The organism is Streptomyces cinerochromogenes, assembly GCF_014648635.1.
Lineage (GTDB): Bacteria > Actinomycetota > Actinomycetes > Streptomycetales > Streptomycetaceae > Streptomyces > Streptomyces cinerochromogenes.
The window spans coordinates 24,839-38,335 of the sequence record NZ_BMRM01000003.1 but is presented as its reverse complement, the minus strand read 5'-3'; the positions used below and the strand labels follow the sequence as shown (position 1 = coordinate 38,335).

Annotated in this window: 10 protein-coding genes; 8 read left to right on the top strand and 2 right to left on the bottom strand. The window is 71.5% G+C overall.

The window, feature by feature from the left end:
• Positions 1-160 precede the first annotated feature (160 nt).
• The 3 genes from IEZ20_RS06825 to IEZ20_RS06815 all read left to right on the top strand — a co-directional run bounded on the left by IEZ20_RS06825 (position 161) and on the right by IEZ20_RS06815 (position 3,014).
• Entirely contained in the window at positions 161-781 is a 621-nt protein-coding gene (locus tag IEZ20_RS06825; protein WP_189295468.1) for an L-threonylcarbamoyladenylate synthase, read from the top strand.
• 116 nt (positions 782-897) lie between these two features.
• Complete coding sequence (locus tag IEZ20_RS06820; RefSeq protein ID WP_189295466.1) at positions 898-1,653, top strand: dienelactone hydrolase family protein; 756 nt, start codon at positions 898-900, stop codon at positions 1,651-1,653.
• Positions 1,654-1,814: 161 nt separating this feature from the next.
• The gene (locus IEZ20_RS06815) at positions 1,815-3,014 is read left to right on the top strand and encodes a glycoside hydrolase family 64 protein (protein WP_189295464.1); all 1,200 of its coding nucleotides are present in this window, start codon (positions 1,815-1,817) and stop codon (positions 3,012-3,014) included.
• A gap of 59 nt (positions 3,015-3,073) precedes the next feature.
• Here IEZ20_RS06815 and IEZ20_RS06810 read toward each other — a convergent pair whose 3' ends face one another.
• On the bottom strand, positions 3,074-5,473 hold the full coding sequence (locus tag IEZ20_RS06810; RefSeq protein WP_189295462.1) for a M4 family metallopeptidase: 2,400 nt from the start codon (positions 5,471-5,473) through the stop codon (positions 3,074-3,076).
• Positions 5,474-5,763: 290 nt separating this feature from the next.
• On the opposite strand from IEZ20_RS06810, the gene IEZ20_RS06805 reads away from it, so the two are divergent.
• The 3 genes from IEZ20_RS06805 to IEZ20_RS06795 all read left to right on the top strand — a co-directional run bounded on the left by IEZ20_RS06805 (position 5,764) and on the right by IEZ20_RS06795 (position 9,377).
• Entirely contained in the window at positions 5,764-6,579 is an 816-nt protein-coding gene (locus tag IEZ20_RS06805; protein ID WP_189295460.1) for an SAM-dependent methyltransferase, read from the top strand.
• 199 nt (positions 6,580-6,778) lie between these two features.
• The gene (locus tag IEZ20_RS06800) at positions 6,779-8,281 is read left to right on the top strand and encodes a metallophosphoesterase family protein (protein WP_189295458.1); all 1,503 of its coding nucleotides are present in this window, start codon (positions 6,779-6,781) and stop codon (positions 8,279-8,281) included.
• 67 nt (positions 8,282-8,348) lie between these two features.
• Positions 8,349-9,377: an LLM class flavin-dependent oxidoreductase gene (locus tag IEZ20_RS06795; protein ID WP_189295456.1), complete on the top strand. Its 1,029-nt coding sequence runs from the start codon at positions 8,349-8,351 to the stop codon at positions 9,375-9,377.
• A 24-nt stretch (positions 9,378-9,401) separates the two neighbouring features.
• Here IEZ20_RS06795 and IEZ20_RS06790 read toward each other — a convergent pair whose 3' ends face one another.
• Positions 9,402-10,976 carry a glycoside hydrolase family 32 protein gene (locus IEZ20_RS06790; RefSeq protein WP_189295454.1) on the bottom strand — a complete coding sequence of 525 codons (1,575 nt, stop codon included), beginning with the start codon at positions 10,974-10,976 and terminating at the stop codon, positions 9,402-9,404.
• Between the two features lie 149 nt (positions 10,977-11,125).
• Between IEZ20_RS06790 and IEZ20_RS06785 the strand changes: the two genes are divergently transcribed.
• Both IEZ20_RS06785 and IEZ20_RS06780 read left to right on the top strand, forming a co-directional pair.
• Positions 11,126-12,535, top strand: coding sequence for an extracellular solute-binding protein (locus tag IEZ20_RS06785; RefSeq protein WP_189295452.1), 1,410 nt, complete (start codon positions 11,126-11,128; stop codon positions 12,533-12,535).
• The gene (locus IEZ20_RS06780; protein WP_189295450.1) at positions 12,532-13,488 is read left to right on the top strand and encodes a carbohydrate ABC transporter permease; all 957 of its coding nucleotides are present in this window, start codon (positions 12,532-12,534) and stop codon (positions 13,486-13,488) included. Before IEZ20_RS06785 ends, IEZ20_RS06780 begins: the two co-directional genes overlap by 4 nt.
• The last annotated feature ends 9 nt before the right edge of the window (positions 13,489-13,497 follow it).

Here is a 13,497-nt window from a genome sequence, read left to right as displayed (position 1 = left end):
GCCACATGACTTCCGGCCGGACATGGGAAGCGGGAGCGGCCGGACGGGCTCGGCACGGCGGGCCCGGGCACACGGCCGAGCCGCGCCGGACGGTCACAGCTGCCCCGACCCCGGCACCCGGCTGCGCGGCCCGGGCCGGATGACCGCATAAGCTCGGTGGATGGCGAAGTACTTCGACGTGCACCCCGACAACCCGCAGCCCCGCAGCATCGGCCAGGTCGCCGACGCGGTCCGCTCGGGGGCGCTCATCGCATATCCGACCGACTCCTGCTACGCGCTCGGCTGCCGGCTGGGCAGCCGGGACGGCATGGACCGGATCCGCTCCATCCGCCGGCTGGACGACCGGCACCACTTCACGCTGATGTGCCGGGACTTCGCGCAGCTCGGCCAGTTCGTCCGCGTGGACAACGACGTCTTCCGGGCCGTGAAGGCGTCGACGCCGGGCAGCTACACCTTCATCCTCCCGGCCACCCGCGAGGTGCCGCGCATGCTGCAGCACCCGAAGAAGAAGACCGTGGGCGTGCGCATCCCCGACCACGTGGTCACCCAGGCTCTGCTGGCGGAGCTGGGCGAGCCGCTGGTGTCCAGCACGCTGTTGCTGCCGGACGAGGAGGAGCCGATGACCCAGGGCTGGGAGATCAAGGACCGGCTCGACCACGCGGTGGACGCGGTGGTCGACTCCGGTGACTGCGGCACCGAGCCGACGACGGTGGTCGACTTCTCGGGCGGTGAGGCGGAGATCGTCCGACGGGGCGCCGGGGACCCGAGCCGCTTCGAGTGAACCGGCGGGACACCCCGTGCGACGGCCCGGACAGGGCGTGACAGCATGGCCGTAGCCGCGGCGCCGGGCGGGCATCCGCCGCCCGCCGCCCGTTCCCGAGGGAGGGCTTGCTCACCATGACCGATGTCCGGGCGACCACCGTCGACATCCCCACCGAGGACGGCGTCGCCGACGCCTACCTCGCCCATCCGGCCGACGGCCGTCCCCGCCCGGCCGTCCTCTTCTACCAGGACGCCTACGGCCTGCGCCCGCACCTGCGGGCGATGGCCGACCGGCTCGCGGGCGCCGGCTACACGGTGCTCGTGCCGAACGTGTTCCACCGCCTGGGCCGGACGCCGGTCGTGGACCTGCCCGAGTTCATCGACCCGGGCGCCGACCCCACCATCTGGGAGCGGCTCGGCCCGATCCTGTCCGCCCTGACACCGGACCTCGTCAGGCGGGACGCGGACGCCTACCTGCGGTGGCTGGCCGACAGCCCGCTCACGACGGCCGGCCCGGTCGCGGTCACGGGCTACTGCATGGGTGCCCGGCTCGCGCTGTGGACCGCGGGTGCCCATCCGGACCGGGTCGCGGCGGTGGCCGGCTTCCACGGCGGCGCCCTCGCCACCGACGACCCGGACAGCCCGCACCTCCAGGCCGCGAGCATCACGGCGGAGGTGTACTTCGGGCACGCGGACGAGGACCCGTCGCTGCCCCCGGAGCAGATGGCGCGCTTCGAGGAGGCCCTGACGGCCGCGGGCGTACGGCACACCTGCGAGGTGTACGGCGGCGCCCGGCACGGCTACACCCAGGCGGACACGCCCGCGTACGACCGCGAGGCCGACGAGCGGCACTGGGCCGCGCTGCTCGACCTGCTCAAGCGCACGTTCTGAGGCCCGGCCGGCGCCCGCCGACAGGCGGGCGCCGGGCCGTTCCCGGCCTCCGTTTCCTGTCCATGTGGTTGACATGAACGCATCTCACGACGAATCTGAGAGCGCTCTCAAGCCGGTACGGACCAATTCCGTGCCACCCCGACCCCACACGGAGGTGGAGAGTGCCTCACAGGCTCACCCGCCGCGCGCTGCCCCTCGCGGCCGCCACGGCGCTGCTCGGCGGACTGGTGGCCCTCGGCGCACCCGGCCGCGCCGAAGCCGCCGTCCCCGACACCATCCCCCTGAAGATCACCAACAACTCGGGCCGCTCCGAGCCGGTCTACCTCTACGACCTCGGCACCCAGCTGTCCTCGGGCCGCCAGGGCTGGGCGGACGCGGGCGGCGCCTTCCACGCCTGGCCGGCCGGCGGCAACCCGCCGACCCCCGCGCCGGACGCGGCGATACCCGGCCCGGCCGCCGGCCAGTCGCTGACCATCCGCGTCCCGAAGTTCTCCGGCCGGATCTACTTCTCCTACGGCCGCAAGCTGGACTTCCGCCTGACCACCGGCGGACTGGTGCAACCGGCCGTGCAGAACCCCTCCGACCCCAACCGGGACATCCTCTTCAACTGGTCGGAGTACACGCTCAACGACTCCGGGCTGTGGCTCAACAGCACCCAGGTGGACATGTTCTCGGCGCCGTACGCGGTCGGGGTGCAGCGGGCCGACGGCAGTGTGAGCAGCACCGGGCACCTGAAGCCCGGCGGCTGGAGCGGCTTCTTCAACGCGCTGCGCGGCCGGCCGGGCGGCTGGGCGAACCTGGTCCAGACCCGCTCCGACGGCACCGTGCTGCGCGCGCTGTCCCCGCTGTACGGCGTGGAGACCGGCGCGCTGCCGGCGAACGTGATGGACGACTACGTGAACCGGGTCTGGCAGAAGTACACGACCTCGACCCTGACCGTCACGCCGTTCGCGGACCAGCCGAACACCAAGTACTACGGCCGTGTCTCGGGCAACGTCATGAACTTCACCAACTCCTCCGGCGCGGTCGTCACGAGCTTCCAGAAGCCCGACGCCTCCAGCATCTTCGGCTGCCACAAGCTGCTGGACGCGCCCAACGACAACGTGCGCGGGCCCATCTCCCGTACCCTGTGCGCCGGTTTCAACCGGTCGACGCTGCTGGTCAACCCCAACCAGCCGGACACCACCACGGCGAACTTCTACCAGGACGCCGTGACCAACCACTACGCGCGTGAGATCCACGCGCAGGCGGCCGACGGCAAGGCGTACGCGTTCGCCTTCGACGACGTCGGCAACCAGGAGTCGCTGGTGCACGACGGCAGCCCGCAGCAGGCGTACCTGACGCTGGATCCGCTGAGCTGACACGCGCGCGGTCCCGCACCCGGACGGCCGGGTGCGGGACCGCTGTCGTCGGTGCCGGCTCAGCCGGTCGTCAGGGCGGTGTCGTCCACGACGAAGCTGGTCTGGAGGGAGGAGTCCTCCACGCCGTTGAACTTCAGGGTGACCGTCGAGCCCGCCAGCGAGGACAGGTCGAAGGTCTTCTGGGTGTAGCCGGAGGCCGCGTTGACGTTCGAGTAGGTGGCGAGGGTCTTCGAACCCGCGGTCACCGTCAGCTTGTCGTAGGCGGTGCTGCCGGTCTCGGCGGTGTCGATGTGCAGGTAGAAGGTCAGGGTCGCCTTGCAGCCCGCGGGGATCGTCACCGACTGGGAGAGGGTGTCGGTGTGCGCGGAGCCGTACCCGTTCATCCAGGCCTTGTAGGAGCCGCCGTGCGAGGCCTCACCGCTGTCGGTGGTGATGACGCCGCTGGTCGCGGTCCAGCCGGTGCTGCCGGACTCGAAGCCGGGGTTGCTCAGCAGCTGCGTCGAGGTGCAGCCGCCGCCGGTCGTGCTGACCGTCCAGCCGAAGGTGGCGGTGCCGGTGGCGCCGGTGGAGTCGGTCACCGTGACGGTGGTGCTGGACGTGCCCGCCGTGGTGGGCGTGCCCGAGATCAGACCGGTCGAGCTGTTGATCGACAGGCCGGCCGGCAGACCGGAGGCGCTGTACGTCAGGGAGCCGCTGTTGGTGCTGCTCGCCTGGATCTGCAGGTTCACGGCGGTGCCGACGGTGGCGGACTGGCTGCCCGGGTTGGTGACCGTCACCCCGCTGCTCGGCGGGTTGATGTGACTGCCGACGTTGATGCCGGCGAAGGCGTTGCCCACCCCGGCGTACTGCGCGGAGTTGGTGCCGTACAGCGCGGCGGCGGCGTTGAGGGCGGCGGTACGGGCGCCGGCGTAGTCGGTACTGGACGTCATGTACGTCGTCAGCGCCTTGTACCAGATCTTCAGGGCGGCGTCGCGGCCGATGCCGGTGACGGCGACGCCGTCGGAGGTCGGGCTGTTGTAGGTCACACCGTTGATGACCTTGGTGCCGCTGCCCTCGGACAGCAGGTAGAACATGTGGTTCGCCGGGCCGGAGGAGTAGTGCACGTCCAGGTTGCCGACGCCGGAGTACCAGCTGTCGGCCGAGCCGCCGTCCTTGCTCGGCTTGTCCATGTACCGCAGCGGCGACCCGTCGCCGTTGATGTCGATCTTCTCGCCGATGAGGTAGTCGCCGACGTCCTTGGAGTTGTTCGCGTAGAACTCCACGCCGGTGCCGAAGATGTCCGAGGTGGCCTCGTTCAGGCCGCCCGACTCACCGCTGTACTCCAGGCCGGCGGTGTTGGAGGTGACGCCGTGGCTCATCTCGTGGCCGGCGACGTCCAGCGAGGTGAGGGCGTGGGTGTTGCCGGAGCCGTCGCCGTAGGTCATGCAGAAGCAGCTGTCGTCCCAGAAGGCGTTGACGTAGCCGCTGCTGTAGTGGACGCGGCTGTAGGCGGCGACGCCGTCGTTCTTGATGCCGCTGCGGCCGAAGGTGTTCTTGTAGAAGTCCCAGGTCTCCTGCGCGCCGTAGGCGGCGTCCGCGCCCGCGGTCTGGGCGTTGGAGCCGGTGCCGTCGCCCCAGACGTCGTCGGCGTCGGTCATCAGGGTGCCGGTGCCGGAGGTGCCCTTGTTGAGGTTGTACGTCTTGTGGCCGCCGCGCGTGGTGTCGTACAGCTGGTACGTCGAACCCGACAGCGTGGTGTTCAGGGTGACGGCGCCGCTGTACTGGGTGTTGCCGGTGCCGGTCCTGATCGCCTGGTACCGGTACAGCTCCTTGCCGGTGGTGGCGTCGGTGATGACGTGCAGCTGGCTGGGGGTGCCGTCGTCCTGGAAGCCGCCGATCACCGTCTCCCAGGCGAGCTTCGGGGTGCCGGTTCCGGCCCAGATCACCTTGCGGGCGCTGTCGGTGGTGGGCTTCTCGGCCTTCAGGGCCTTCGCGGTCTTGAGGGCCTTGGTCTCGGCTGCGGCCTTGGTGAGGGTCGCGGCGGTGGAACGGACCTGTATCTTCCGCTTGTTGTTGAACGTGGTGCTCACGGTGCCCTTGGCCACCGAGGCGGGCGGGGTGTGCACGACGAGGTCGCCGCCGAGGACGGGCAGGCCGGCGTAGGTGCGCTCGTAACGGGTGTGCAGGGTGCCGTCGTTGTCCTTGACGACGTCCCGGACGACCAGCTTCTCCTGCGCGCCGAGGCCGAGGGTGCGGGCGGTGGCGGCGGTCTGCTGCCGGGCGCTCTTGATCAGCGCCTGGTGCTGGGCCGGGCTGAGCTTGGCCTCCAGGCCGCCGGTGCGCAGCGGGCCGGGGTGGGGGGCGGCCGGTGCGGCGGTCGCCGGAACCGCCTGGAGCCCGACGGCGAGGAAGGCCGCGGTGGAGACCAGGGCGGCGCCGACGGTGGCTCTCTTGTGGGGAAGGGGTCTGTGGGGTCTCACTCGTACTCCTCCGGCTGCGGCCGCGGGTCGGCGGCCGGTGACAGACGGGCAGAGGGGGTCTGCTGCCCGGGTGAGCTGCGCTGTGCGGGAGCCTGATCCGTGCAACGGTGGGGCGGATCAGCGTGCGCAGGGAGAATGACAGAATTGACCGAGTCATGTCACCGCATGGCGGGTCAATCGAGGGTTTTCCCTATCCGCCCGCGGTCGTGAAGGGGGAGGTGGGAGGCGGCCGTTCGGCGTAGGTTGTGGCCTGGCCGTTCCACGCATTGGCTGAAAGAGGGGCACGACCCATGACCGATCCGGCCACGCCGCCCGAGCCGGCCGCGCACCAGAAGATCGACACGTCGGTGCCGCACTCGGCCCGCATCTGGAACTACTGGCTCGGCGGCAAGGACAACTACCCGGTGGACGAACAGGCGGGCGACGCGTACACCGCCGTCTTCCCCGGTATCGTCACCATCGCCCGCAGCAGTCGTGCCTTCCTGCGCCGCACCCTCACGTATCTCGTCACCGAGGCGGGCATCCGGCAGTTCCTGGACGTCGGCACCGGACTGCCGACCGCCGAGAACACCCATGAGGTCGCCCAGCGGCTCGCGCCCGAGGCACGGATCGTCTACGTCGACAACGACCCGATGGTGCTCGCCCACGCCCGGGCGCTGCTCCACTCCTCCGCCGAGGGCGCGACCGCCTACGTCGACGCCGATGTGACCGACCCCGACCGCATCCTCGCCGTCGCCGCCGAGACCCTCGATCTCGGCCGGCCCACCGCGCTCATCCTCAGCAACATCCTGGGCCATGTCGCCGACCACGACCAGGCCCGCTCCATCGTCTCCCGGCTCATGGCCGCACTCCCGTCGGGAAGTCACCTGGTCGTCGACGACGGCTCGCTCGGCGTCGACCCGGTCTTCGAGCAGGCTCAGGCGGCCTACAACGACAGCGGCGCGGTCCCGTACAACCTGCGCACCGTCGAGGAGATCACCGCGTTCTTCGACGGCCTGGAACTGATCGAACCCGGCGTCGTGCCGGTCACCCGGTGGCGCCCGGACCCCGGCTCACCCGCCCCGGAGACCGTCGCGGAGCACGGGGGCCTGGCCCGGAAGCCGTGACGGCCGCCCGGGCGGGGCCGGCCCCCGCCCGTCGACGACCCGGCCGGCGCAGGCGGGTCCCCCGCGATCCGTTCCGCCGGGCAGGAGGGGCACGCCGGCGCGGCCGGGCGTGCCGGGCGCGAACCGGCCGGTGTCCGCGGGGTGTTGGGCGGGACCCCGGCATACGGGGTCTGACCGGCGCGTTGTTACCGTGCACCGCGTGTCTGACTCCTCACGCGATACCGCACAGGGCGCCGGCTGGGGCGCGGCCGAACCCGGCTCCTACAGGCGGCTGATGCCGGCCCACGTCCGGAAGCTGTCGTGGCTCGACCCCCGGATCCTGTGGGCCGCCCGCAACGGCGTGCTGGCGTCCTGGTTCGGGGACCCCACCGGCCGTACCCGCAGCCGCTGGGTGGCCCGGCGGGCGGCGGAGGGGGCGCCCGCCGACAAGGTGATCCGGCGGGACGTGCCGGAGCGGTTCTCCTTCATGGTCCTGGGGGACACCGGTGAAGGGGACGACTCCCAGTACGCCGTCGTGCCGGGCTTCCTGAAGGTGGGCCGGGACACCGAGTTCGCCGTGATCGCCAGCGACGTCATCTACCCCGTCGGCAGCGCCGACGACTACGGCGACAAGTTCTTCCGCCCCTACCAGGACTACCCCGCGCCCATCTACGCGGTGCCGGGCAACCACGACTGGTACGAGGATCTCGGCGCGTTCATGCGCGTCTTCGGCGCCGACACCCCGCCCCTCGCCCCCGAGCCCCGGCCCCGCCCGCTCACCCGCGCCTGGTGGCGCTCCCTGCTGTGGCACCGGCCGCGCACCACCGACGGGCAACGGCTCGCCGAGGCACGGACGTTGCGGTCGGCGCCGGGGCAGCAGGCCGAACAGCCGGGCCCGTACTGGGCGATCGACGCCGGTCCGGTGCGGATCGTCGGCATCGACACCGGCCTGCTGGGCACCATCGACGCCGAACAGGGCGCCTGGCTGCGGGAGATATCCAAGGGGCCCCGGCCGAAGATCCTCGTCACCGGCTCCCCGCTGTACGTCGACGGCGAGCACCACCCCTGCCCCATCGAGGGCGGCGGCACGGTGGACGACATCGTCCGGGACCCCGAGCACCACTACGTGGCCGCGATCGGCGGCGACATCCACAACTACCAGCGCTACCCCGTCGACGTGGACGGCCGCACGATCCAGTACGTCGTCGCGGGCGGCGGCGGGGCGTTCATGCACGCCACCCACACGATCCCGCGGGTGTCGGTCGGAAACGTCACCGAGCGGGAGTTCCGCTGCTACCCGCTGCGCGGCGACTCGCTCGCCTTCTACAGCCGGCTGTACGGCCGCCGGCTGCGCCTGCGCCGCTTCTTCACCCTCAGCGAGTCCGAGGCGACGGCCGTCGTCGCCGAACGGCTCGGCATCGAGCCGGTCCGGACACCCGGCCCGGACGTCCGGGTCACCCGGCGCGCCCGCCTCGTCGCGGCCCTGCTGGGAACCGGCGGCCGCCCCGACCGGGCCGCACGGTTCCGGCTGCCGGTGCGCAAGCTGTACACCCAGCTGTTCTCGCCGTCGTCCGCCACCTACAGCCCGCCGTTCTTCAAGTGCTTCCTGCGGCTGGACGTCACCCCGGAGGAGGTACGGCTGCGCTGCTACGCCGCGACCGGCAACCGCGCCCAGGAACTGGACCCGCCGGTCGAGGACGAGGTCGCCATCCCACTGAAGTGATCACACGGTTGTCACACTCGCCTGCGAGAATCGGGAGGGAGCCGACGCGGAACCGTTGGAGGAGCCCATGCCGTCCCCTGCCCGCCCGCTGCGCAAGCTGGGCTTCCTCACCATCGGCCTGTTCGACCCGGCGGACCCGGGCCGGGGCCACGAGTCCACACTGGAGATCATCGAGCTGGGCGAGCGGCTCGGCTTCGACAGCGCCTGGGTCCGCCACCGCCACCTCCAGTACGGCATCTCGTCCCCGGTCGCGGTGCTGGCGGCGGCCTCGCAGCGCACCCGCCGCATCGAGCTGGGCACCGCCGTGATCCCGCTGGGCTGGGAGAACCCGCTGCGGCTCGCCGAGGACCTGGCGACCGTGGACATCCTGTCCGGCGGCCGGCTGAACCCGGGCGTCAGCGTGGGCCCGCCGACCCACTACGAGCAGGTCGGCAAGGCCCTGTACCCGGACACCGCGGACGCCGAGGAGTTCGGCTACGAGCGGGTGCGACGGCTGCTGGACTTCGTGCGCGGCGCACCCGCCACCGGCTTCAGCGGGACGGAGGGCTTCGAAACCTACTCGGACGTGGTGCAGCCGCACTCCCCCGGGCTGGGCCGGCGGATGTGGTACGGCGGCGGCAGCCTGGGCTCGGCTCACTGGGCCGGTGAGCACGGCATGAACTTGCTGACCAGCAGCGTCGTCAAGGCCGGGGACGGCGACGGGCCGCTGGACTTCGCCGCGATCCAGCTGTCCCACATCCGTCGGTTCCGGGCCCGCCACCCCGACGGCGAGGCGGCCCGCGTCTCCCAGGGCCTGGTGGTGATCCCCACCGACTCCGCGAGCCCCGCACAGCGGGCCAGGTACGAGGCGTACGCGGCGGAGCGGCTCCCGAGGACGGTCTCCCCGCAGGGCCCGGCGCGGCTGCTGTTCGCGCCGGACCTGGTCGGCACCTCGGCCGAGATAGCCGAACGGCTGCACGCGCACGCCGCGTTCCGGGAGGTGGACGAGGTGGCCTTCGCGCTGCCGTTCACCTTCGAGCACGAGGACTACGTGCAGATCCTGACGGACATGGCGACCGTGCTGGGCCCGGCACTGGGGTGGCGGCCCGCCTCCTGACCGTCACGGCCCGCCTCCCGGCCGTCAGCGGGGCGCTCCCTGCCGGGGGACGGCGAACTCCCGTATCACCGTGTTCCGGAACACGGCCGGGCCGCCGACGGTGAACAGGGCCAGGCGGTTGTCGACCAGGTACGGGAACACCTCGGCGGAGTGCACGTACCGGCCGTCGTCCACGAACACCTCGACGGACGTCCGGTCCACGAGGATGCGCAGCCGCACCCGGCCCGCCGACGCGTCGAACGGTGTGCGGCTCTCCTGCCGGGTGCCACCGGTGTCGGGGTTGACGGTGCCGCGCCGGTTGAGGAAGGCGTAGTCGCCGTAGACCCCGGCGTCGATGTGGCGCCCGCCGTCCGGGGAACGGCGCACCTGGACGCCCGCGCCGGTGAGCCGGGACCAGGTGATCTCCGTGCTCAGTTCGTAGGAGACGCCGGTGTGGTCCAGGAGGCGGGTGCCGTCCACGGTCAGGTCGCCGAGGCGCAGAGTGCGGGAGACGTACCCGTCGAGTGCGGCGACCGGCCGGGAGGCTAGGTAGTAGCCGCCGGAGGGGGACGTCTTCAGGGTGATCTCGCGGACGATCGAGTCGGTGCCGTTGAAACCGTCGCTGTCGATCGTGGGGGTGGTGTGCGCGTAGGCCCAGTTGTTGAGCCAGCCCAGGGCGTAGCGCCCGGCGGGGTCCGGTGTGCCGTGGGCGTCGCGTTTCTCGAAGGTGACCGCCGCGTACCAGTCCCAGCCGTGGTCGAGCCACTGCGGATCCGCGGAGTCGGCGGTGAACGCGCCGCCGTCGAACGAACCCGTCCAGTACGCGTAGGTGGCGGGCTGCCCGGAGCCGGTGCCGTCCGCGCTCGCGCCCAGCACCCACTTCGCGGTGCCGTCGTCGGCGGTGATGCGGAACAGGTCGGGGCATTCGAGCACACCGATGCCGTCCTTGACGAAGCCGCCCGCGTACGTCCACGACCTGAGGTCGGGCGAGTGGTAGAAGCCGATCCTGTTGCGTTCGGCGAGGGCCATCACCCAGCGGTCGCGGTCGTCGTCGCGGATCACCTTGGGGTCGCGGAAGTCGGCCACACCGGGGTTGGGGAGGACCGGATCGGTGCCGTGGGGGGTGAACGTACGGCCGCCGTCGGTCGAGTAGTACAGGAACTGCTCCTGGTGGTCGGTGCCGCCGCCGGGTGACATGGTGACGAGGGCGACGACCGCGCCCGCGCCGAAGCCGGCCGTACCGCCGGTGTCGACCACCGCGGAGCCCGACCACACGTCCCCGTTGACGGTCGTGTCCTTGGGTACGGCGATCCCCCGGTCGGTGAAGGAGACGAGGTCGGTGCTGGTGGCCAGCCGCCAGGCGGTGCCCTCGACGCCGTCCAGGTAGTCGGCGTTGTAGAGGTAGTAGCAGTGGTACTCGCCGTCGATCCAGACCGGGCGCTGCGGGTCGTTCTTCCACTGGTCGGGGACGGTGAAGTGGTAGTCGGCGCGGTACCGCGCGCATCCGGCCGCCGGCCTGGTCCCCGGTCTGGCCCGGGCGGGCACCGCGGGCAGCAGCGCCGCGCCGGCTCCGGCGGCGGTCGAGGCGAACAGGGCTCTTCGGCTCGGACCATGCGTCATGGATCGTCCCCTCCTGACGGTTCGTCGGCTTCCAGGACTGTAGACCTAACTCGTTAAAGGTCAAGCCGTCCCGCACCTTGACACGGCTCTGGCCCGCTTCTCATGATCTGGGCATCACTCCTCGACTAACACGAGTTAGGCACGTTCGGATGACCGACTCGCTCCTCTCCCGCCGCGCCCTGCTGCGGTACGGCGCCTACGGCGCGGGGGCCGCCGCGCTCGCCGGTACCGCCGCGAGCTGGGACCGGCTCACCGGGGCCGACATCCCGGGCCGCGACGACGGCTCGCTGGTCGTCGCGACCCTGGGTTCCGCGTTCGCCCCGGCCGGGGTCCGCGCCCTCGTCGACGGCTTCCGCAGGCTGCACCCCGACATCAAGGTCCGGATCAACGCGGTGCAGGCCGTGGACTGGTCGGACTTCTTCGCGAAGATCCTCACGCAGATCGCCGCGGGCACCGCGCCCGACCTGGTCTACGTGGCCACCGAGGGCGTGCAGTTGTTCGCCCGGCACCTCGGTGTCCCGCTGGACCGCTGGGTCCGGCGGGACGCGGCCGAGCTGAAGGAGTACTTCGCCGACGTCCACCCCTCGCTGGTGGAGTCGATGATGTACGAGGGCAGCCTGTACCAGCTGCCGATCGAGTTCAACGCCGCCGACATGTACCTCAACACCCGGGTGCTGCGGCGGGCCGGCGCCGACTTCCCGGCCGCCGACTGGACGCGGGACGACTTCACCGCCCTGCTGCGCCGGATGAAGAAGGCGAGCGACTCCCACTTCACACCGTACTTCTGGACCAACCGGCTGTGGGGCGGGGTGGTCCCGTGGCTGTTCGCGAACGGCACCAACCTGCTCGCGGAGTCCAAGGCACCGGGCGGCTCCTGGCTGTGGGACTCCTTCTACCCGGCGGACCGGCGCCGGGGCCGCGGCGGCGGCTTCCGCTGGACGACCCCGCAGGCCACGGACGACCGGGTGGTGGAGGCGTACGACTATCTCGCCTCCCTGGTCCATGACGGGCTGTGCACCCGGCCGGAGGGCGGCAACGGCCAGAACCTCATCGGGGTGTTCTCCACCGGCCGGGTCGGGGTCACCCCGGCCGGCGGTTTCTGGGCGGGCGGCCTCCATCTGGCCGGGATGCGCGCCGACGGCTTCGACGTGCAGTACTTCCCGCGCCGGCACACCCAGCGGCACCAGTTCGGCGCGGCCGGCTACGCGCTGCTGCGCACCTCGAAGAAGCAGGACGAGGCCTGGGAGTTCATCAAGTACTCCGCGCGGCGGGAGACCCTGGGCGAGCTGTTCACCACCAACCAGACGACCCCGGCCCGCCGTTCGATGCTGACCACCGCCCGCTACCGGGAGACCGGTCCGGCGCACTGGCGGGTCTTCTACGACACCCTCGACAGGTTTCCCGACACCGGGCCCATTCCGGCGCCGCCGCAGGTCGCGGAGGTGACGCAGGTGCTGCTCAAGCACACCGGGACGGCGCTGGCGAGCCCGGGCGCGGTGGGGCCCGCGCTGCGCCGGATGCAGGGGGACCTGGAGAAGGCCATGGAGCGTGACGTATGACGGACACCGGCACCCGGATCCCCGCCGTCCGGACGCGGGCCGCGAGCCCGGGCGCGGCGGCTGTGCGGCCCTCGGCGCGGGAGCGGGGGACGCGGCTGCTGGCGGCCCTGTTCCTGGCGCCGACCGTGGTCGGGATCGTGGTCTTCACGGTCGTACCGATCGTCGGTTCGGTCGTGCTGAGCCTCTTCCACTGGAACGTGATCGACGCGCCCGGTTTCGCCGGGACGGCGAACTACCGGGAGATCTTCAGCGATTCGACCGTCCTGGTCTCCTTCCGCAACACGCTCGTCTTCATGGTCTTCGCGGTCGCCGCGCAGCTCCTGATCGCGCTGGGGCTCGCCCTGACGCTGAACGGCCGGATGCCGGCATGGCTGCGCTCGGTCTTCCGGTCGGCGTTCTTCTTTCCGCTGGTGCTCTCGGCCGCGTCCATCTCGGTCGTGATGAAGTATCTGTTCAACCAGGACTTCGGCGTGGTCAACTGGCTGATCGGCCTGTTCGGTCTCGCTCCCGTGCCCTGGCTGACCTCCGAGCACGGCGCGATGGCCACGGTGGTCATCGTGTACGTGTGGCAGCAGTTCGGGTTCTCGTTCCTGCTGTTCGTGGGCGGCTTGAACAACATCCCGAAGGAGATCCACGAGGCGGCCGCCCTCGACGGCGCGACCGGCCTGCGCAAGCACCTCGCCGTCACCCTCCCCCTGCTCTCCCCCACCCTGCTGGTGGCGTCGGTGGTCGGCATCATCAACGCGCTCCAGGTGTTCGAGCAGCCGTACGTCCTCACCGACGGCGGACCCGGCGACTCCACCCGCACCGTCGTGATGGTCATCTACGAGAAGGCGTTCGAGCAGCTGCGCTTCGGTGAGGCGTCCGCGGTGGGCGTGCTGCTCTTCGTGCTGATCATGGCGGTCACCGCCCTCCAGTTCCGGCTCAGCCGGCGTTTCGTCCACTACCAGTGAGCCGGGTGA